Source organism: Streptomyces sp. BHT-5-2, assembly GCF_019774615.1.
In the GTDB taxonomy this organism is placed as follows: domain Bacteria; phylum Actinomycetota; class Actinomycetes; order Streptomycetales; family Streptomycetaceae; genus Streptomyces.
In genome coordinates this window covers 1,590,839-1,611,451 of the sequence record NZ_CP081497.1, presented here as the reverse complement: position 1 = coordinate 1,611,451, position 20,613 = coordinate 1,590,839, and the positions used below count along the sequence as shown (strand labels likewise).

Below are 20,613 nucleotides of genomic sequence, written 5' to 3'. Positions count from 1 at the left end.
CGTGGCGCAGGACCTCAGCCCGCGACAGGAACACGGTACGTCGGCTGCAGTCCCCGGGCCCGCCAGGCGGTGACACCGGCACGGGCGAGCAGCATGGCGGCTACGGACAGCAGCGTCGACTGGCTGTTCTGGTGAACACCAAGGGCGGCGGCGACGCCCATGAGGCCCAGGCGCAAGGCCATGGCGCAGAGCCACACGCCGGCCGCCGCCCAGGTTCCCTTGGTCCAGATCGCGCCCTGCTCGTCCGTCCAGAGACGGGTGGTCCACGCCCATGCCGCGCCGCCCGCCAGTCCGATCAGGATCGTCGCGGCCAGCAGGACCACGGAGGCAGCACGATGGACGGGGTCCAGGAGGTCGGGCTGCCGCAGCGCCAGGAAGGCCAGGACAACCGGTATCAGCCACCACATCCTGCCCTCCGACGAGACGCGCTGCGCGGTGAACTGCCGCGCGAAGACGAACGCGACTACCGCGACGAGCACGGCGATGTTGAGCAAGCCGGTCATGGCCCGAGCCTCCGTGAAAGGGGGAATGTCGATGCCCCAGACGCTACGGAGAGAGCCCCGTGGCCCGGATCGGAGCCAGGGTGGGCCGCGGGTGGAAATGGCGACGGGCGTCTCTCCACCCCCAGGTGGAGAGACGCCCGTAACGGCCTGGGGCCGGCTCAGGTGTCGATGCGCGAACGGTCCAGAGTGGCCGCGGAGTTGGTGATGAACTCCTTACGGGGGGCGACCTCGTTGCCCATCAGGAGGTCGAAGGTCTTCTCCGCCGCCTCCAGGTCGCTGATGTTGATCCGGCGCAGGGTGCGGTGGCGCGGGTCCATGGTCGTCTCGGCGAGCTGGTCGGCGTCCATCTCACCCAGGCCCTTGTAGCGCTGGATGCTGTCCTTGTAGCGGACGTTCTTGCGCTGAAGCTCCAGCAGCGTCTGGCGCAGCTCGTTGTCCGAGTAGGTGTAGATGTACTTGTCCTGCCCCTTCTTGGGGTTGGTCAGCTCGATGCGGTGCAGCGGCGGCACGGCGGCGAAGACCCGGCCCTGCTCGACCATCGGCCGCATGTACCGCTGGAAGAGCGTCAGCAGCAGAATCCGGATGTGTGCGCCGTCGACATCGGCGTCGGCCAGGAAGATGACCTTGCCGTAGCGGGCCGCGTCGATGTCGAACGTGCGGCCCGAACCCGCCCCTATGACCTGGATGATGGCGCCGCACTCGGCGTTCTTGAGCATGTCGGAGACCGACGACTTCTGGACGTTGAGGATCTTGCCGCGGATCGGCAGCAGCGCCTGGAACTCGGAGTTCCGCGCCAGCTTGGCGGTGCCCAGCGCCGAGTCGCCCTCGACGATGAACAGCTCGCTGCGGTCGACGTCGTCGCTGCGGCAGTCCGCGAGCTTGGCCGGCAGGGAGGAGGATTCCAGTGCCGTCTTCCGACGCTGGGCCTCCTTGTGCTGGCGGGCGGCGATGCGCGTACGGGCCGCGGCGACGATCTTCTCCAGTACGGAGCGCGCCTGCTGCTTGGCGTCCCTCTTGGTGGACGTCAGGAACGCCTTGAGTTCCTTGCTGACCACCTGGGCGACGATCCGGGAGGCGGCGGAGGTACCGAGCACCTCCTTGGTCTGGCCCTCGAACTGCGGCTCTGCGAGCCGCACCGTGACGACGGCGGTCAGTCCCTCCGTGGCGTCGTCCTTGACGACGTCGTCCTCGGCGACGCGCAGCAGCTTGCTGGACCGCAGCACTTCGTTGACGGTCTTGGTCACCGAGCGCTCGAAGCCGGCGACATGGGTGCCGCCCTTGGGGGTGGCGATGATGTTCACGAACGACTTGATCGTCGAGTCGTAGCCGGTGCCCCACCGGAGGGCGATGTCGACACCCAGTTCACGGGTGACTTCGGTGGGCGTCATGTGACCGCGCTCGTCGAGGACGGGCACGGTCTCCTTGAAGGTGCCGTGGCCGGTCAGCCGCAGGACATCGCAGACGGCCTTGTCCTGCGCGAGGTACTCGCAGAACTCGCTGATCCCGCCGTCGTAGCGGAAGGTCTCCTCCGTCTTCCCTGCGCCGTCGATGCCGCGCTCGTCCCGGACGACGAGGGTCAGGCCCGGCACCAGGAAGGCGGTCTGGCGGGCGCGGGCGTGCAGCGTCTCCAGGGAGAGCCTGGCGTCCTTGAGGAAGATCTGCCGGTCGGCCCAGTAGCGCACCCTGGTGCCGGTCTTGGTCTTGGGGATGCGCTTGCCCTTGCGCAGCCCGTTGGCGGGCTCGAACGGGGCCTCCGGGCCGGGCTTGGCGAAGGCGCCGGGGACGCCGCGACGGAAGCTGATCGCATGCGTCTTGCTGTTGCGGTCGACCTCAACGTCCAGCCGCGCGGAGAGCGCGTTGACCACCGAGGCGCCGACGCCGTGCAGACCGCCGGAGGCCGCGTACGAGCCACCGCCGAACTTTCCGCCGGCGTGCAGCTTGGTCATCACGACCTCGACGCCGCTGAGCCCGGTCTTGGGCTCGACGTCCACAGGGATCCCGCGGCCGTTGTCCTGGACCTCCACGGACCCGTCGTCGTGGAGGATCACCTCGATGTGGTCGCAGTAGCCGCCGAGCGCCTCGTCGACGGAATTGTCGATGATCTCCCACAGGCAGTGCATCAGGCCGCGACTGTCCGTCGAGCCGATGTACATGCCGGGGCGCTTCCGGACGGCTTCCAGGCCCTCGAGGACGAGCAGGTGCCGCGCGGTGTAGTTGGAACCGTCCCGGTCTGCCCCGGTCAGCACTGCGGTGGACGGCACGGACATCTCGGCGGTCACGCGGTTCGCTCCTCGCTGAATTTCTGGCAGTCCGCATTCCGCGGACTCGGTTGTGGCGGTGTCGCCGGTGAGAGGGTACCGAGGCCCAGTAGAGCCGATGTGACGCCACCCGTGAGCGTGACCATGGTAGTAGAATTTCGTTCACGCGTTCGATCGCTCGATGGGGTGACGTACGAGTGACGTGCACATCACGTTCCCTTCGAGGCATGAACCATTTAGGCTCCGGGCACGTCCTCAACAACAACCGGCAAGCCAGCCGGGAGGGCAGACTCCAGCAACCAACGTGAATCAGACCACCACGCAATACGGCTCATTCGCCGCCACCGGCAACACCCGGCCCCCTCGGGAAAGTTTTTTCGGGGAAAAGGCACGAGCGGGAACGTTTTCGGCCTGGTTGGATGTTGACCCTGGTACGACAGCTCGTCGAGCTAGAGAAGAGGCGACGTGACTACTGTTCTGACACCCGCGAGCCCGCTGACGGCCGCTGACCGGTGCGACCGCTGCGGCGCCCAGGCATACCTGCGCGTCGTCCTGATGTCCGGCGGAGAACTGCTCTTCTGCGCCCACCACGGCCGCAAGTTCGAGCCAGAACTCAAGAAGATCGCCGCGGAAATACAGGACGAGACGGAGCGGCTCACCACCACTCCGAAGTCTGCGTCCGACGAGGAACGCTGACACATCGCATCCACGACGAGCGAGTAGCGGCCCAGCGCCGTGCTGCGGGCGGTCTTTCCGGTACGACCGGGAGACCGCCCGTACTCGTGCCCTCCCGCGTCCCCGCTCACATTCAGTCGGCACCGTGCGCCAGCACCGCCGGGAGCAGTGCGGACGCCCTCGTGTAGACACCGGGGCTCCCCGGACGCCCGCAACCGGTCCCCCACGACACCAGCCCCACCAGCCGCCCCTGCACCACCAGCGGCCCACCACTGTCCCCCTGGCAGGCGTCCCGCCCGCCCTTCGGTTCCCCCGCACACAGCATCGACGCCGCGTTGTACGTCCCGTCCGCGCTGCCCGGGTAGGCGCGCGCACACACCGAGTCACGCAGGACGTTGACCTTGGCCGACCTCAGTCGCGACGCGTAGCTTCCGTCCCCCGTCATGTCGCCCCACCCGTAGACAGTGGCGGCGTTGCCCGCCTCGTAGACGCTGTCCTCGGGGCCGGCTATCGGAATGGGTTCGTTCGGGACTTTCTTCTGGAGGGTTATGACGGCCATGTCGTCCTCGTTGGTCCAGCTGTTGTAGCTCGGATTGATCCACACCTTGGCGATTTTTATCTCCTCGCCGTCCTTGCCGGTGAGGTTGTTGCGCCCCACGACGACCCGCAGGTCCTTCACCTCCTGCCAGGGCAGCCCCAGGACTTCCCGGCCCAGGCAGTGCGCTGCCGTCACCACCGTCGCGTGCCCGACCAGCACTCCGCCGCAGAACTGCCCGGAGCGCCCGTTCCCGAACCGCTGGTGCGAGGCCAGGGCGACCGTCCAGGGGCTCTGGGAGCGGTGGACGGGCTTCCCCCCGACCACCGAGTCGTCTGCGGCCGCCGGGGCCGGCGCGGCGAGGATCAGCGCCAGGGCCCCTAGGGCGGCGCGTACGGTGGGGCGCATACGGACTCCTGACTCTGGGACAGTGGTCGCCCACCCAGCGTGACCCAAACGGGGGCGCGCCGCACCCGGACGGCCGCGAGCCCGGCCCTCCCACAGGTGGAGGGCCGGGCTCGCGGCGCGGTCGGAGCTCTTCGGCTAGTCGAGGTAGTCGCGCAGCACCTGGGAGCGCGACGGGTGGCGCAGCTTCGACATGGTCTTGGACTCGATCTGGCGGATCCGCTCACGGGTGACGCCGTAGACCTTGCCGATCTCGTCGAGGGTCTTGGGCTGGCCGTCCGTGAGGCCGAAACGCATGGACACCACGCCGGCCTCGCGCTCGGAGAGCGTGTCCAGCACGGAGTGCAGCTGCTCCTGCAGGAGCGTGAAGCTGACCGCGTCGGCCGGGACGACGGCCTCGGAGTCCTCGATGAGGTCACCGAACTCGCTGTCGCCGTCCTCGCCCAGCGGGGTGTGCAGGGAGATGGGCTCGCGGCCGTACTTCTGGACCTCGATGACCTTCTCGGGGGTCATGTCCAGTTCCTTGGCGAGCTCCTCCGGGGTGGGCTCGCGGCCCAGGTCCTGGAGCATCTGACGCTGGACGCGGGCCAGCTTGTTGATGACCTCGACCATGTGGACGGGGATCCGGATCGTGCGGGCCTGGTCGGCCATGGCGCGGGTGATGGCCTGGCGGATCCACCACGTCGCGTAGGTCGAGAACTTGTAGCCCTTGGTGTAGTCGAACTTCTCGACCGCACGGATCAGACCGAGGTTGCCCTCCTGGATCAGGTCCAGGAAGAGCATGCCGCGGCCGGTGTACCGCTTGGCCAGGGAGACGACCAGACGGAGGTTGGCCTCCAGGAGGTGGTTCTTCGCCCGGCGGCCGTCCTCGGCGATGATCTCCAGCTCGCGCTTGAGCTTCGGTGCGAGCTTGTCGCTGTTGGCGAGCTTGTCCTCGGCGAACAGACCCGCCTCGATGCGCTTGGCGAGCTCGACCTCCTGCTCGGCGTTGAGCAGCGGGACCTTGCCGATCTGCTTGAGGTAGTCCTTGACCGGGTCGGCGGTGGCGCCGGCGGCGGCGACCTGCTGCGCGGGCGCGTCGTCCTCGTCCTCGTCAGACAGGACGAAGCCGGCGTTCTCGGCGGTCTCGGCGTCGGTGGGCTCGCCCTTGCCGGGCGCCGGGGTCTCCTCGGTCAGGTCGTCTTCGAGCAGGTCGTCGACGTCCTTCTTGGCCGCGGTCTTCTTCGCGGTGGCCTTCTTGGCCGTGGTCTTCTTCGCGACCGTCTTCTTGGCGGCCGTCTTCTTCGCCGCGGCCTTCTTGACAGGCTCGGACTCGGACTCACCGATGACCGGGTCCGCCACGGTGGTGGCGGCGGATGCGGTGGTGGTCTTCTTCACCGTGGCGGTCTTGGCCGCGACGGTCTTGGTGGCGGTGCGCTTCGCCGGACTCTTCGCTGCGACGCTCTTGCGGGTGCGCTTGGGCGCCTCTGCGGCACTGACCATCAGCGTCACACCCTCCTCGTCGAGGATCTGGTTGAGGCTGCGCAGAACGTTCTTCCACTGGGTTGGCGGAATCTGGTCAGCCTCGAAGGCCCGACGCACGTCATCGCCGGCGATCTGCCCATCTGCCTTTCCCCGCTCGATGAGCGCCATCACAGACTCGGACTCGGCGATCTCCGGCGGGAGCGTACGGGATGTGCTGGCCGACACGAACAACCTCTCGGAACGATGGAAACGGCTTCCGACCCCGTCCACTGTGGATCGGAGCCGACGACCGCCGGTGGGGATGGACCGACGGCGCAGGGGCAACCGGGGAGTTGAACAGCGCCACGAACGCCGCTCGTATTCCCTCCTCGGCTATCACCTCTTACGTCATCGCGCTTCCTGGGAGAGCGTTACGCCCAATCTGCGTGGCCCGAGTCACACCCCATAACGACCCCTTCCCCGTCATATGCCCTGCAATCCTCTCAAAGTCTTCCGCCGGATCCGGACGATGCCCCGGATCCGGCGATCTTGCGCTCCTTCGGTACGTACGGCGCGCCCTCGGCAGGGGCGTACGGGGCACGAGGCCGCGCGGTGCTTACGGTCCGCACGCGGTCGGGTACGAGCCTTCAGTGCTCGCGCGGCGCGGGGACGACGTGGTCCACCGGCGCCCCGGCCCCCTGGCCGCCGGTCTCGCCGTGGGCGGCGAGGAGCTGGCGCATCGCGGACTCGGCGGCGGTGGCGTCGCCGGAACCGATGGCGTCGACGACCCTCATGTGCTGGCCCACGGATGTCTCGACGGGCCGCTCGCAGCCGCTGCCGGAGCCACCGGAGACCTGCAGGGCGGAGGTGACGATGCCGGCGAGGTGCTCGAGCATGCGGTTGCCGGCGAGCTGGAGGAGCAGGGTGTGGAACTCGGCGTCGGCGCGGTTGAAGGTCATGGTGTCGCCCTGGGCAGCGGAGTGGCCCATGATCTCGACCATGTCCGCGAGCCGCTGCTGGATGTCCTCGCGACCGTGGCCGGCGGCGAGCCGGGCGGCGAGCGGCTCGATCGTCCAGCGCAGCTCGCACAGCTCGCGACGCTGGTCGTCGCGCTGCGGCCCGTAGGCGCGCCATTCGATGATGTCGGGGTCGAGGAGGTTCCAGTCGCTGACCGGGCGCACCCGGGTGCCCACGTTCGGGCGCGCGCTCACCAGGCCCTTGGCTTCGAGGACGCGCAGTGACTCGCGGACGACGGTGCGGGAGACCTCGAAGCGCTGGCCGATCTCCTCGGGGACGAGCGGGCGGTCGGCACCGAGATCGCCGGAGACGATCATCTGGCCGAGCTGCTGGACGAGTTGGCCGTGGAGGCCGCGGCCGCGGCTGCCCGCCGCGCGCCGGCCGACCCGGCCGATGTCTGCCTCGGAGCCTTCCCAGACCGGGGCGACGCGCTCTGCGCGGTCCTGGCCGGTCGCGTTGGCCGCGTTGGCGTAGGGGTAGCGGTCAAGCTCGCCGGGGCCTGCGAGGCCGGTGTCGCCGGGGCGAGCCGCGGTCATCATGGTGTGCGCAAGGGTACTCACGCATCCTTTGTCGGCGGCACCCTGAACGGCCTTGAGGTCTTTGGTGAAAAGCACACGAAAGGGTGATCGCCCGTTATCTCGCAATTGACGCTTTATCGGAAAGAAATGCGCTTTCGGCGGTGAGTTGTGGACAGGGGGCGCAACAACGGGGCCTGGAAGCGGACGTTTTGGCCGATCAGCGCCTCCGGCCCGTTAGCACGCTGAACACATAAGCGCAGCCCAGGACCATCGGAGCAACGCCCCTGTGGTGACTCCTGGTTGGGGCCTTGGCGGCGCCATGACCGGAACGCCTCGATCGTTTCCGGAAGGCTGCCGAGGGGCCTTGGGCGGAGGGCCGGCTCGGTGCGGTGCGGAGGGTGCGGCAATGGGGAGTGGGGCCGCTGTCGCGATGGTGGTCGGATCGGGCGCCAGTGGCCTTGAGGGGCAGATGAGTTGGCGGGAGCCGTGTCGCGATCTCCGGGGGGCGATGGCGGTGGGGGGTGCGGTTGGCTCGGTGGCCGGCCGGGGTGATTTCGCTCGGGGCGTCGGGGTTTCGCAGCCGCCTTGGTGGGTGGGCCGCCGGGGGCGGTGCTGTTGCCTGGGGCGTGACGTCACCGGGGAGGGTGAGTTCAGGGGCGGATGGTTGACAACGTGGAGGCTGTTGGGTGTGGGTAAACGAGGCGGTCGTCGTGCGGCGATGGCCGGCGTGGGGGCGTGGCGTGGGTCGCGTCGTGTGGCAGTTTCCCGGGGTGCGGGTGGGTGTCAGACCTCTGGGCGCAGCATGGGCGGGTTGAGGAGGGTGGCGCCGCCGGCGCGGAAGAGCTGGGCGGGGCGGCCGCCCTGGCGGGTGGTGGTGCCGCCGGTGGGGACGAGGAAGCCGGGGGTGCCGGTGACCTTGCGGTGGAAGTTGCGGGGGTCGAGCGCGACGCCCCAGACCGCCTCGTAGACGCGGCGCAGCTCGCCGACGGTGAACTCCGGCGGGCAGAAGGCCGTGGCGAGCGAGGAGTATTCGATCTTCGAGCGGGCGCGTTCCACGCCGTCGGCGAGGATGCGCGCGTGGTCGAAGGCGAGCGGGGCGGTCAGGTCGCCGTCGCGGGTATGGGCGTTGGCGTCCTGGTCCAGGAGGGTTTCGACGGGGGCCCAGCGGGCGCTGTGGGCGTCGCCGCCGGCTCGGGGGGCCGGCAGGTCGGGGGCGAGGACGAGGTGCGCGACGCTGACCACGCGCATGCGGGGGTCGCGCTTGGGGTCGCCGTAGGTGGCGAGCTGTTCGAGGTGCGCTCCGTACGCGGGCGGCGGACTGCCCTCCGGCGGGTAGGCGTGCAGGCCGGTCTCCTCGGCGAGCTCGCGGCCGGCCGCCTCCGCCAGGTCCTCGTCGGCGCGGACGAATCCGCCGGGCAGGGCCCAGCGGCCCTGGAACGGCGGCTCACCGCGGCGTACGGCCAGCGCGCACAGGGCGTGGCGGCGCACGGTGAGCACGACCAGGTCGACGGTGACAGCGAAGGGCGGGAAGGCCGACGGGTCGTAGGGAGGCATGTCGCGATCATAGTCGTCCGCCTGACGATAAACAGGTCATGCGGGCTTCACGACCCCAGTTGCAGGCCGTCCGCGGCCTCCTCGACCATTCCCATGCCGAGCCGGCCGATCCGTACGGCGAAGGGCTGCTCGGCGACGGTCAGTCCGGTCAACTGCATCGCGCCGAGCGGGGTGGTGCCGAGGGGGCGGACGGCGACCGTTCCGGCCGGGACGTCGGGGCGCAGTCCCGCGAGAGCGATGAGCATCTGCACCGCGCCGGCCGCCGCGACGGCCGCGGGGCGGCAGGCCGCCGGGTGCGGGACGGGCACGCCGCCGGCGGTGCGCTGCTCGCCCGCGAACATCTCGGGCAGGCGATGGCCGAAGCTCTCGGCGGCGTCGAGGATGCCCTTGGTCAGGGTGCCGGCGGCGGCTTCGTGGCCGGCCGCGGCGAGTCCGGCGGCGGCGACGGCGGTTTCGTGGACGCGGACCGCGCCGCCACGGTGGCCGAACGGGTTGTAGCCGCTCTCCTTGGCGCCGAGTCCGCGCAGGCCCCATCCGGAGTCCAGGGCGGGGCCGCGGAGAAGTCGGGCCAGTTGGTCGGTCTGGGCGGCGTCCAGGAGGCCGGGGGCGAAGGTTCCGCCGCCGAGCAGGCCGGTGTCGAGGAGATGGGCGGCGGTGGCGCCGAGGTGGGAGACCTGGCGGCCGTCGCCGGTGAGGAGGGCGGCGGGGCGTCCACCGGTGCGGTCCTCGGCCCAGAAGTCGGTGCGGAAGCGGGCGCGCAGTTCTGTCGCCCAGTGGCGGAGTGCGGCGGCGCCGGGGGCTCCGCAGTCCTCCAGGAGGTCGGCGCCGAGGACCGCGGCGCGGTGGGCATGGGCCTGGGTCTCACAGCGGTAGGGGCCGTGGGGTGCGGGGTCGGGGAGATAGCCGCCGCGGTCGGCGCCGCGCGGGTCGGTGGCCGTGCGGAGCCACTGGAGGCAGCGTTCGGCGGCGGGCAGCAGGCGTTCGGTCTCCTGGTCCGGCAGGCCCCAGCGGCGGGCCTCGGCGAGGACCACCGGGAAGAGGAGGGTGGCTTCGATGCCGGTGCAGGCGGGCGGGGCGTGCGGTCCGGAGTCCCGGAGGGGGCCGGGGATTCGGCCGAAATCCGCCCCTGGGGTGGCTTGTTGGGTGCGGGCCAGGGTGCGCAGGGTGGAGGCGGCCAGGCGGGTGCCGAGGGGGAGCAGCATCCGGGCCGTCCACAGGGCCTCGGCGGGCGCGAGGCCGCAGCGCCAGGGGAAACCGCCAGCGACGAAGACGTCCGTGGGCAGGGCCGGGTCGCGCATCAGCAGGCCGTGCAGGTCGTCGAGGCTGCCGGCCAGGAGGGCGTCGGCGCGGGCGTCGTCGCACTCCAGGCGGGCGTCGGACCAGGAACGCGGGGGCCGTTCACTGCGGGGGCGGGGGCCGGCGGGGCCGGTGCGCGGGCCGGGGACCAGGGGGGTGCCGCCGCGTCCGGCCGGGGTCGGCGGGCCGCCCGTGCTGTGTTCCAGGCGGGGGTGGAGGGTGATGGTGCGCCTGCCCCCGGGCGGCAGTTCCAGGTCCCAGCGGAGCAGGCCGGCGGAGGCCAGGGCGTCCTGGGGTGCGGGGTCGGCGGTCACCACGGCGTGGGCGCCGCGTCCCGACCAGCGGAGGCCGGATCCGTGGACGGCGGCGCGGAGTTCGGGGCCGGGGAGGCCGACGGCGACGGCACCGAGGTCCGCGAGGTCGGTGCCCAGGTGGAGTTCGACGGGCAGGCGGACGGGCCGGGTGGCGCTGCTGTGGAAGGTGATGCGCTCGGTGCCGTCGGCGAACCGCAGCCGCTCGACGCGGATCTCCGGGTCGGGCCCGCGCTCGCCCGCCCTGCGGAGTACGCCGGTGAAGCGGGCGCGGTCCGCGGCGATCAACCGCCCCTGGACGACGAGCGGTTCGCTGCCCGCGGCGCGCAGTTCGCAGCGGGACAGGATGCGGCGGCCGTCGCGGTAGCTGCCGTCCAGGCCCTGGCCGGTGAGCTGTCCCGTGGTGGACGACACGGTGAGCGAGGGCAGGGCCATGCAGACCAGTGCCGCGTGGACGGGTTGGGGCTGGGGCGGCCGGGCCGGCGTGGTACGTCGGTCTCCGGTGGGCCGGTGGATCGGCTGGGTGGTGGGGACAATCCCTGGCACGCTGTGTGCTCCCTGGTGAGGTCGGGGCTCCGTACGGACTGCGCCATACAGGTGAACGGTGCGGCCGGCGACCAGGTCACGCCGGCCGCACCTCGCCCCTCGCAGTCACCGCCGACTTCGGTCACCGTCCCGTCCGGTCCGGCGGTTGCCCGGCGCTCCGGTCGTCCGGGGACCGGGGCGGCTGCCGCCCCGTGGGCCGCGGCGCCGGGCGGAGTTTCCTGGGCGTGGTGGGGCGGTCGGCCGTTGCGCGGTGCGGCCGGGGCCCGTTGTGGTCGCCTCGCCGCCGGTGGAGGCCGTCTCGGCCTCGGTCTCGGCCTCGGCCTCCTCGCGTTGCCGGCGCAGGCAGCGGCGCAGTGGCTCGGGATCCAGGCCCTCGTTGATGGCGCGATGCAGTAGCTGGGCGAAGACGCAGTCGGGGTCGGCGGTCAGGGCGCGGCTGAGGGCGACGCGTGCGGAGGGGCCGTCGGCCGTGGACCAGCAGACCCAGCCCGCGAGGGTCAGGGGCGCCGCGGCGTGTTCGTCGTAGCCGCCGGTGCAGCGGCGGGCGAGGGCGCGCCAGAGGCGGAGGGCCGCGGCGGCGTCGGGGCCGTCCATCCACTCCGCGGCCCGGTCCCGGGTGGCGCGGTCCTGGAGGCCGAGGATCAGGGTGGCGGCCTCGGCATCGGTGATCAGCGCGTCGTCGCAGGCGTCCCGGGCGCGGGTGCTGCCCGAGGGGGTGTCCCGGCGGAAACGGTGGATCATCGCGGCGGCCAGTTCGAGGGTGTCCCGCCGGACGGTGCCGACGCCGTCCGGGCGGAGCATGCGCGGCAGGAGTTCGGAGGCCGCCTCGTCCAGGGCCTTCTCCTGGTCGACGCCGCGTGGGCCGGTGCGGGGCGCCAGCCGGGCGTCCATCTCCTTGAGCGAACCGCGCACCTGCATGCCCGCGTAGGCGGCGGCCGCGGCCATGACGGACGTGCCGGGCAGGAACAGGGGTGTGCCGTCGGCGGGGCAGCAGCGGTAGTCGGGGCAACAGTAGGACCAGAAGCGGCCGTTGGAGAGGCACAGGGCTTCCAGTACGGGCACGTCCAGGGAGCCGCAGGCGGTGCGGAGCCGCTGTGCCAGGGGGCGGAGGCGTTCCTTGACGTCCTGGCCGGTCTCGCCCGGTGCGGGCTCCTGGCAGAGGAAGACGAGGATGCCGACGAGGCGGTCGGAGCGCTTGCGGGCGCCGGAGATCAGGCAGTCGGCGAGCTGGTCGCCGACGTCGGGCCAGTGGGAGGGGTCGGTGGGGATGCCGAGCCGGAGTCGGCCGCCGAAGCGGGTGCGTTCGCCGTGCAGGGCGACCATGACGATGCTGTCGTCCGGATAGAAACCGAGGAGATACGGCAGCGCGTCGGCGAGTTCGGCGGGCCCGCGGAGGGTGACCTGGGGCTCGGTGGGTGGGGGCGGGGACGGGCTGGCCGGGGCGGAGTCGACTGCGGCCGCGGGGTCGGTGGGGTTCTCAGGGTCGGTGGGGTTCGCCGGGTCGGTGAGTGGGGTGTTGGTGTTGCAGAAGAGTGAGGGGCTCGGAGGGTCGTAGGTTTCGTCGGGGCGGGGGTTGGCGGAGTGCGGCTTGCCGGCACGGGAGTTGGCGGTGTGGGAGTCGGTGGGGTCGGGGTGGGTGGCGCGGGATTCGGCGTCGTGGGTTCGGGCGTCGTCGGGGGTGGGGTCGTGGGGTTCGTTGTGTGGATTCATGGCTCGAAGATCCCGCGGCGGCTCGACGTTCCGCGACCCCTGTGGACAACTCGCGCGAGCGGTTTTCCACAGGCCGGAGCGGGGAGTTGCGTTGCGCGTCCGATCGTGCCGGTTGCCCCTGGAAACGGCTCCGCCGAGGCCCGGGGTGCTCGGCCGGGCCTCGGCGGTCGTGGTGGGTGTGGCCTGCGTCAGGTGGTCGAGCGGGCGTGGGCGACGAGGCGCTTGTTGATGTCCTCCTGGTGGTCGGCCAGGTAGAAGTGGCCTCCGGGGTAGACGGCGAGGTCGAAGGGGCCGTCGGTGTGGTCCTGCCAGCCGCGGGCGTCCTCGATGGTGGTGCGGGGGTCGTCGTCGCCGGTGAGGACGGTCACGGGGCAGGCGACCTTGGCGCCCGGCTCGCAGCGGTAGGTCTCGATGGCCCGGTAGTCGCTGCGGATGGCCGGGAGCACCATCCGCAGGATCTCCTCGTCACCGAGGACGCGTGCGTCCGTGCCGCTCAGCTTCTTCAGCTCGGCTATCAGGCCCTCGTCGTCGCGCTGGTGGACGGTCTCGTCGTAGAAGACCGAGGGGGCCCGGCGGCCGGAGAGGAACAGCATGGTGGGGCTGATGCCGTCCTTCTCCAGGCGCCGCGCGGTCTCGAACGCCAGCACGGCGCCCATGCTGTGCCCGAAGAAGGCGAAGGGCCGGTCGGTCCACGGGCGCAGGGCGTCGGCCAGTTGGTCGGCCATGACGGAAATGCTCCCGATCGGCGGCTCGCCGTGCCGGTCCTGACGGCCCGGGTACTGCATCGCGAGGACCTCGACGCAGCCGGAGAGCGCGGTGGACACCGGGAAGTAGAAGCTGGCGGAGCCACCCGCGTGCGGGAAGCACATCAGCCGGGAGCCGGCTGCGGGGGCGGGGTGGTAGCGCCGGACCCACAGGTCGGTGGCGGTGGAGCTCTGTGTCACGGGCGTCGATCCCTTCCTCGGCCCCGCCCGTGGCTGTCGCCGGGGAGGGCACGGTGAACAGGGGCGCCGCAAGCGCGTCGGCGCACCTGCGGCACCCCTGAGACGTAAGGTCCGCCGGCCAAGGCGGAGTTCGCCGGTCGTCGGCGTTCCGGTGCCGTCCACGTGTTCCGTGGGTCGGGCGGTTCCGGCACCGTGGCGTGGGTCAGCCCTCGACCCAACCGTGGTGGCGCGCGAGGTCGACGAGGCTGTTGCGGATCCGCTGGATCTGTGCGGCCGTCAGGGTCTCATCGGCCGCGACCAGGGTCTCGATCAGTTCGCCGCGGAAATCGGCGGCGGTCAGGACGTCGCACAGGTCGTCGTCGACCCGGCGCTCCGGTACGAGGGTGGTACGGACCGCGCCCGGGGCCAGTGAGCCGCGGGCGAGCTGGCGGCTCGCCGGCTTGTTGACGAGCCTGATCTGGGACGCCTTCGGACCCTTTTCCCCCGCTTCCATGAAGAACTCGACCTCGTAACCGGCCTGGTAGAAATTCTTCTCGTCAACCAGATCGTTCGCATGCATGAAAACGTCTTCGTCACCCGTGTCAGGGGCGATGAAGCCATAACCGCGAATCTCGTCGAACCGCAGGATCTTCCCGGTCATCAACACAACAGCCACGCCTTCTCGCAAATACTGCTACCGCACACAACGGACGCCCCTTTGGCGCCCGTACACAACGTACCTAGATTCGCGGGTTCGTACGAGTCCCTGCCCCATGGATACGCGGGGTGCGGGGTGTCGGAGTGGAGTGGACGGGGGCTTGGGGCAGGCGGCCGCGTTCGGCGTCCGGCCGGTCCGTCACCCGCTGGCGAAGGGGTTGTGACCGCGTGCCCGTACAGGTCGGGGAGGCGGCAACTCTGGCCGGGCGCCGAGGGGTTGTACCGGAACGGGTCCGGGGCCGGGCCCGTATCCGGAACCGGGTCAGGATCGGGTCGTCGGCCGGTCCTCGGCGGTGGTGGCCCGGCACCGCCCGCGTCGGAGGGTGCAGGTGGGCAGGTCGGCCCGTAGGCCGGGGCCGGGGACCGCTGCCCAGTTCACCGCGACGCCCTGGACGTAGGCGTCCGCGAAGGAGGCCAGCAGACGGGCCGGGCCGCCGTCGTCGCGCCGCAGGGTGCCGGTGATCAGAGGGGCGGGCGTGCCGCGGGAGTTGGCGGCCGCACTGTCCCGGACGGTGTCGCCGATCGCGGAGACCAGCACCGGGTGGGGGGAGGTCTCGATGAACGTCCGGTGCCCGTCCGCGACCAGGGTGCGGAGGGCGCGGTCGAACTCCACGGGGGCGCGCAGGCTGGCGTACCAGTACGCCGGGTCCATCTCCGGGCCGGCCAGCATCCGGCCGGTCATCGCGGAGACGATCGGGATCCGGGCCTCGCGGGGCCTGATGCCCTCCAGGGTCCGGAGGATCTCGTCCCGCAGGCCGGCGACCTGAGGGCTGTGCGAGGCGTGGTCCACGGGGATCAGGCGGGCGCGGACGCCTTCCGTCTCGCAGACCGCGGCCAACTCCTCCAGGGCGTCCGGGTCGCCGGCGACCACGGTGGCCGCCGGACCGTTGACGGCGGCCACCGACATCCGGTCGTCCCAGGCGGCGAGTCGTTCCCGTACCCGGACGGCGGGCTCGGGCACCGAGAGCATGCCGCCCCGGCCCGTCAGCGCCGTCAACGCCCGGGCGCGGAGGGCGACGACCCGGGCGCCGTGGTCCAGGGACAGGACGCCGGCCACGCAGGCGGCCGCGATCTCGCCCTGGGAGTGGCCGAGCACAGCGTCGGGGGTGACGCCGGCGGCCTGCCAGACGGCGGCCAGGGAGACCATCACGGCCCAGAGGGCGGGCTGTACGACATCGTCCGTCCTCAGGGCGGGTGCGCCCGCCGCGCCGGTGAGGACGTCGTCGAGGGACCAGTCGGCATACGGGGCCAGCGCCTCGGCGCACCGGGCCAGGCGGGCGGCGAACACCGGGCTGGTCTCGCGGAGTTCGCGGCCCATGCCGAGCCACTGGCTGCCCTGGCCGGGGAAGACGAACGTCACCCGGCCGACGCCGTCGTCCCTCGCGGCGGTCACGCCCGTGACCACGCCGGCGGCCGGCTGGCCGGTGGCCACCGCGGCCAGGCCCGCGGCGAGTTCCTCCCGGTCCACGCCGGTCACGACGGCCCGGTGCGCGAAGGACGCCGGGGACACCGGGGACGTCGCCAGCGACCGGGCCACGTCCGCGACGTCGAGTTCCGGGTGGGCCAGGGCGAACTCCCGCAGCCGGCCGGCCCGGGCCGCCAGGTCCGCCGCGCTGTGGCCCGACACCGGCCAGGCGGACGTTCCGGGAGCCGACAGCACCGGCAGCGGCTCCGGCCCCGGTGCCGCGTCCCGGGCCGGTGCGGGCGTGACACCGGCGGCCGGGACGGGTTCGGTTGCGGGGGCCTCCTCGACGAGGACGTGAGCGGTGGTGCCACCGGGGCCGAGGCTCGACACACCGGCGCGCCGGGGCCGTTCGCCCGCCGGCCAGGGCACGGGGTCGGTCGGCACCCGCAGCGCGCCCGCCGCCCCGTCCACGGCCGCGTTCGGTCCGTCGTGGTGCGGCGGCCGGGGCAGGACGCCGCTGTGCAGCGCCATGACGATCTCGATGACGCCGGCTACTCCGGCCGCGGCCAGAGTCTGGAGGACGACGGCTTCCTGCGCCGCTCCGGCGGGGGCGGTCGGGCCGTAGCCGGCGCCGGCGCCATCGGAGTTGATCGCCGATCCGCGGATCAGGGCCAGGACGGGGTGGCCGTTGCGGCGGGCGTCGGACAGCCGCTCCAGGGCGACCATGCCGACGCCTTCGGCGGGCCGCCGCACCGTGCCACCGGCCGCCGCGGCGAACGCCTGGCGGCGGCCGTCCGGGGCCGGGGCCCGCGGCCCGCCGAAGGCGACGGAGTCCGCCGGTGCGGCCGTCGCCGAGACGCCGCCGGCGAGCGCCAGGGAGCACGCGCCGCGGCGCAGTGCCTGGGCGGCGAGGTGGAGGGCGATCAGCGAACCGGAGGCGGCGGCGTCCACCGTGACGGCCGGGCCCGGCAGCCCAAGGGCGCGGGAGAGGCGGCCGGACAGCATGGCGGCGGTGTCGCTGGTCAGCAGGTGTCCCTCCGGGCCGTCGGAGCGTGCGGGGGCGTCCTGGAGCCACCGGCCGTGCTCATGCGGTTCGACGCCGACGAAGACGCCGATGCGGCTGCCCCGGAGGGTGGTCGGGTCGGGGGCGGCCCGCTCCAGGACGTCCCGGGACGCTTCGAGCAGCAGGCGCTGCCGGGTGTCCGTCACCGGCACCTCGTGGGGCGAGGGGTCGGGGAAGGCGGCATCGAAGTCGGTGGCGTGCTCCAGGAAGGCGGCGCGGTCGACGTGCGTCCCACCGGGGACGGCCGGGTCGGCGTCGTGGCGGGAGTCCAGGTCCGGGCCTCGGCCGTCGGGGAAGGCGGAGTTGGCGTCCCGTTCGTCGTCGACGACCTGCCACAGGTCCTCCGGGGAGCAGATCCCGCCCGGATGGCGGCAACTCATGGCGACGATCGCCAGGGGCTCCGCGGCGGTCACGTCCGGCCCGGTCGGGCCGGTCTTCTCGGACTCGCTCATCCTTCGCTCCAAATCCGTAAGCGAATGCTCCGCGCAACGAGAGCGGGCGAGGGCGTCTTTCACGCCTCGTGGGGCTGATACGCGTACCCGGTGCGCCGTGGCCCGTATACCGCAGGGCACCGGTGTACGTCTCATCGGGGTAACGCTCAGCGGTGGGTGGCGGAACGGGCGTCGGTGATCTGCCGCTCGGGAGGAATGCGGCCCGTCCCGGAAAGGGCGGCCGTCTGGTGTCGGTCGCGGACTCAGGGCCGGGCCGGGCGCTTTTCTTCCGCCGTGTTCTGCGCCCCTGTTCGGGTGTTCAGGAATTCCACCGCACATCAACGGCGCCGTTCCGCGCATTTCGCTGGAGTATTCCAGAGCCCGGCGCGCAGCGTAAGGGTGTTCGGGGAGGGCGGCGCGCCCCCGGCCGGCGGTGGCCGTGCACGCCGGCGGTGTTCGACCGGAACCGGCCGGTGTGCGGGGCGAGTTCCTCGACACGGGAGCGCGGTGGAAGCCGGTCTCGTACGGCCGACGGCAGCGGCGCGCGTCGAACGGGACGTCTCCGGGGCCGGATTGGGGACGTCGGGCGGCGGGCGCCCGGGCCCGCCGCGCCCGCCGCCCGTAGGCGCGCCCCCTCAGCCCGCCGCGGCGAGGACCAGTGGAAGGACCCGTTCGCTGCCCGTCCGGCGGAGCAGGCGGGCGGCGACGGCGAGGGTCCAGCCGGAGTCGGTGTAGTCGTCCACGAGCAGCACGGGGCCCGGAGTGCGCCGCAGGGCGTCCGCCAGCTCCTCGGAGACGCCGAAGGCGCCGGAGAGCGCCCGGAGTCGCTGGGCGGAGTTGCTGCGGCGTGCCGCGTGCGCCCCGCCCGGCCCGGTGTACGTCAGAGTGCCGAGGAAGGGGAGGCGGCCGACGGTCGCGATGCCCTGGGCCAGCGAGCCGACCAGCTGCGGGCGGGCCAGCGACGGTACGGCGACGACTCCGGCCGGGCGGGTGGTGGCGTCCGGGACGTTCGGCGCCCAGCCTCCGGGGGAGCGTGCCCAGTCGGCGAGGACGGCGACGGCGGCCCGCAGGACGTCGTCGGGCACCGGGCCGTCGGGGGCGTTCTCCGCCAGCAGCGGGCGCAGCCGGTTGCCCCAGCCGATGTCCGAGAGCCGCCCCAGGGCACGGCCGGTGGCGCACTGCTCGGCCGCGGGAATGCGGCCCTTGAGCTCGATGCCCAGTGCCGGCATCCCCGTCGGCCACATCCGGCGCGGTTCGATCTCCGTCCCGGGCCGGTCCAGCTCCTTCTCGGCCGCCGTCAGCGTCTCCGCGGAGACCGCGGAATCGGCCCAGGGGCCCGCGCAGTTGTCGCAGCGGCCGCACGGCTCGGCGCCCTCGTCGTCGAGCTGCCGGCGCAGGAACTCCATCCGGCAGCCGGACGCGCGCACGTAGTCGCGCATGGCCTGCTGCTCGGCGGAGCGCTGCCGGGCCACCCAGGCGTAGCGTTCGGCGTCGTAGACCCACTCGGCGCCGGTGGCCGTCCAGCCGCCCTTCACGCGCCTGACCGCGCCGTCGACGTCCAGCACCTTGAGCATCGTCTCCAGCCGGCTGCGCCGGAGGTCCACCACCGCCTCCAGGGCCGGCACGGACAGCGGGCGGCCGGCGTCGGCGAGGGCGGCCAGGGTCTGCCGGACCTGTGCCTCGGGCGGGAAGGCGGTGTCGGCGAAATAGCGCCAGATGGCCTCGTCCTCCGCGCCCGGCAGCAGCAGCACCTCGGCGTGCGCCACCCCGCGGCCCGCCCGGCCGACCTGCTGGTAGTAGGCGATCGGCGAGGACGGCGCGCCGAGGTGGAGCACGAAGCCCAGGTCCGGCTTGTCGAACCCCATGCCCAGCGCCGACGTCGCCACCAGGGCCTTGACGCGATTGGCCAGCAGGTCCTCCTCGGCCTGCAGCCGGTCGGCGTTCTCCGTGCGCCCGGTGTACGAGGCCACCGGGAAGCCGCGCTGCCGCAGATAGGCGGTGGCCTCCTCGGCGGCGGACACCGTGAGGGCGTAGACGATCCCGGAGCCCGGCAGCTCGTCCAGGTGCTCGGCGAGCCAGGCCAGGCGGTGCGCGGCGTCCGGCAGCCGGACCACGCCCAGCCGCAGGCTCTCCCGCTCCAGCGGTCCGCGCAGCACCAGGGCCTCGCCGGCGCCGGTGCCGAGCTGCTCTGCGACGTCCGCGGTGACCCGTGCGTTGGCCGTCGCGGTGGTGGCCAGCACCGGAACGCCGGGCCGGAGGTCGGCGAGCATGGCCCGCAGCCGGCGGTAGTCCGGGCGGAAGTCGTGGCCCCAGTCGGAGATGCAGTGCGCCTCGTCGACCACCAGCAGGCCGGTGGTCGCCGCGAGCCGGGGCAGCAGCTGATCGCGGAAGTCCACGGAATTGAGGCGCTCCGGGCTGACGAGGAGGACGTCGGTCCCGCCGCGCTCGACCTCCTCGTGGATGGCGCCCCACTCCTCGGGGTTGGCGGAGTTGATGGTGCGCGCCCGGATACCGGCCCGCTCGGCCGCCTCGACCTGGTTGCGCATCAGGGCCAGCAGCGGCGAGACGATCACCGTGGGGCCGGCGCCGCGGCGGCGCAGCAGGGCGGTGGCGACGAAGTACACCGCCGACTTGCCCCAGCCGGTGCGCTGCACCACCAGGGCCCGCCGGCGCTCCTCCACCAGGGCCGACACCGCCTGCCACTGGTCCTCCCGCAGCCGCGCCGAGCCCGCCGGGTCGCCGACCAGCTCGGCGAGGATGGCATCGGCTTCGGCGCGCAGCTCCCGTTCGTCCATGCCTCCATGCAACCGGATGCCACCGACAATCAGCCAACTCACTCAGCGTGACCCCGCGCTCGCGAACGGTTCGCAGGCCGCCCCGCCGGCCGGGCTCGGTCGGGCCCGGGCGCTCGGCCGCGCCCCGCCCCGACCGGCGCCGGCGCGCGGCCACGAGTCCTCCGCGGCCGAACTGGCGGCCACCGGGCGGGCATTGGGCCGCCCGGAGAGCGTCCCCGCCGGTCCCCGTCCTCCGGGACACCCCGTCGCCGACGGCGGGTACGGGAGCGAAGGGGGAGGGGCGCACCCGGGTATCGGAGGCGCCCGCGGCGGGCAGGGATAACGGCATCGCACCGGGCGTTTCCGGCCGCGGGCGGAGAACTGCTCGTTGCCGCATGCCTGTACGAACCGCGAGAATGGGAAGCGCTTCCCGGTATCCGGCCGTTCGCGGCCCGGCGGGGTCATGCCGTGGTGCGCCGGCGCGCCCGGTCGTGGCCCGCAGCACGGACGCGTAGACGAAGGGAGGACG

13 protein-coding genes are annotated in these 20,613 nt (G+C 72.7%); 1 reads left to right on the top strand and 12 read right to left on the bottom strand.

Annotation, left to right across the window (positions count from 1 at the left end; genetic code table 11):
- Window positions 1–14: 14 nt before the first annotated feature.
- Window positions 15–503: a DUF1453 domain-containing protein gene (locus tag K2224_RS34980; RefSeq protein WP_221911144.1), complete on the bottom strand. Its 489-nt coding sequence runs from the start codon at window positions 501–503 to the stop codon at window positions 15–17.
- Between the two features lie 158 nt (window positions 504–661).
- Window positions 662–2,782 carry a type IIA DNA topoisomerase subunit B gene (locus K2224_RS34975; protein ID WP_221911143.1) on the bottom strand — a complete coding sequence of 707 codons (2,121 nt, stop codon included), beginning with the start codon at window positions 2,780–2,782 and terminating at the stop codon, window positions 662–664.
- Window positions 2,783–3,226: 444 nt separating this feature from the next.
- Between K2224_RS34975 and K2224_RS34970 the strand changes: the two genes are divergently transcribed.
- Window positions 3,227–3,457 carry a hypothetical protein gene (locus tag K2224_RS34970; RefSeq protein WP_221911142.1) on the top strand — a complete coding sequence of 77 codons (231 nt, stop codon included), beginning with the start codon at window positions 3,227–3,229 and terminating at the stop codon, window positions 3,455–3,457.
- Window positions 3,458–3,569: 112 nt separating this feature from the next.
- Here K2224_RS34970 and K2224_RS34965 read toward each other — a convergent pair whose 3' ends face one another.
- The 10 genes from K2224_RS34965 to K2224_RS34920 all read right to left on the bottom strand — a co-directional run bounded on the left by K2224_RS34965 (window position 3,570) and on the right by K2224_RS34920 (window position 20,105).
- Window positions 3,570–4,379 (bottom strand): serine protease, encoded by an 810-nt coding sequence (locus tag K2224_RS34965; protein ID WP_221911141.1) that lies wholly within the window; start codon window positions 4,377–4,379, stop codon window positions 3,570–3,572.
- A gap of 135 nt (window positions 4,380–4,514) precedes the next feature.
- Window positions 4,515–6,071, bottom strand: a complete 1,557-nt coding sequence (locus K2224_RS34960; RefSeq protein WP_221911140.1) for an RNA polymerase sigma factor — start codon at window positions 6,069–6,071, stop codon at window positions 4,515–4,517.
- Window positions 6,072–6,466: 395 nt separating this feature from the next.
- A complete protein-coding gene (locus tag K2224_RS34955) occupies window positions 6,467–7,450 on the bottom strand; it encodes a FadR/GntR family transcriptional regulator (protein ID WP_313904820.1) in 984 nt (327 codons plus the stop codon).
- 687 nt (window positions 7,451–8,137) lie between these two features.
- A complete protein-coding gene (locus K2224_RS34950; protein WP_221911139.1) occupies window positions 8,138–8,908 on the bottom strand; it encodes an NUDIX domain-containing protein in 771 nt (256 codons plus the stop codon).
- Window positions 8,909–8,955: 47 nt separating this feature from the next.
- Window positions 8,956–10,950 carry a glycogen debranching N-terminal domain-containing protein gene (locus K2224_RS34945; protein ID WP_221912142.1) on the bottom strand — a complete coding sequence of 665 codons (1,995 nt, stop codon included), beginning with the start codon at window positions 10,948–10,950 and terminating at the stop codon, window positions 8,956–8,958.
- A gap of 216 nt (window positions 10,951–11,166) precedes the next feature.
- Window positions 11,167–12,771, bottom strand: coding sequence for a DUF4192 domain-containing protein (locus K2224_RS34940; protein WP_221911138.1), 1,605 nt, complete (start codon window positions 12,769–12,771; stop codon window positions 11,167–11,169).
- Between the two features lie 188 nt (window positions 12,772–12,959).
- A complete protein-coding gene (locus K2224_RS34935) occupies window positions 12,960–13,715 on the bottom strand; it encodes an alpha/beta fold hydrolase (RefSeq protein WP_313904819.1) in 756 nt (251 codons plus the stop codon).
- A 202-nt stretch (window positions 13,716–13,917) separates the two neighbouring features.
- A complete protein-coding gene (locus K2224_RS34930) occupies window positions 13,918–14,355 on the bottom strand; it encodes a cold shock domain-containing protein (RefSeq protein ID WP_221911137.1) in 438 nt (145 codons plus the stop codon).
- Between the two features lie 318 nt (window positions 14,356–14,673).
- The gene (locus K2224_RS34925) at window positions 14,674–17,331 is read right to left on the bottom strand and encodes a type I polyketide synthase (protein ID WP_260693659.1); all 2,658 of its coding nucleotides are present in this window, start codon (window positions 17,329–17,331) and stop codon (window positions 14,674–14,676) included.
- A gap of 614 nt (window positions 17,332–17,945) precedes the next feature.
- Window positions 17,946–20,105: a RecQ family ATP-dependent DNA helicase gene (locus K2224_RS34920; protein WP_221911135.1), complete on the bottom strand. Its 2,160-nt coding sequence runs from the start codon at window positions 20,103–20,105 to the stop codon at window positions 17,946–17,948.
- Window positions 20,106–20,613 lie beyond the last annotated feature (508 nt).

Coding starts and splice junctions, on each gene's coding strand:
- K2224_RS34980 (WP_221911144.1), bottom strand. CDS start 503: ATGACCGGCTTGCTCAACATCGCCGTGCTCGTCGCGGTAGTCGCGTTC.
- K2224_RS34965 (WP_221911141.1), bottom strand. CDS start 4,379: ATGCGCCCCACCGTACGCGCCGCCCTAGGGGCCCTGGCGCTGATCCTC.
- K2224_RS34950 (WP_221911139.1), bottom strand. CDS start 8,908: ATGCCTCCCTACGACCCGTCGGCCTTCCCGCCCTTCGCTGTCACCGTC.
- K2224_RS34945 (WP_221912142.1), bottom strand. CDS start 10,950: ATGGCCCTGCCCTCGCTCACCGTGTCGTCCACCACGGGACAGCTCACC.
- K2224_RS34940 (WP_221911138.1), bottom strand. CDS start 12,771: ATGAATCCACACAACGAACCCCACGACCCCACCCCCGACGACGCCCGA.
- K2224_RS34930 (WP_221911137.1), bottom strand. CDS start 14,355: ATGACCGGGAAGATCCTGCGGTTCGACGAGATTCGCGGTTATGGCTTC.
- K2224_RS34925 (WP_260693659.1), bottom strand. CDS start 17,331: ATGAGCGAGTCCGAGAAGACCGGCCCGACCGGGCCGGACGTGACCGCC.
- K2224_RS34920 (WP_221911135.1), bottom strand. CDS start 20,105: ATGGACGAACGGGAGCTGCGCGCCGAAGCCGATGCCATCCTCGCCGAG.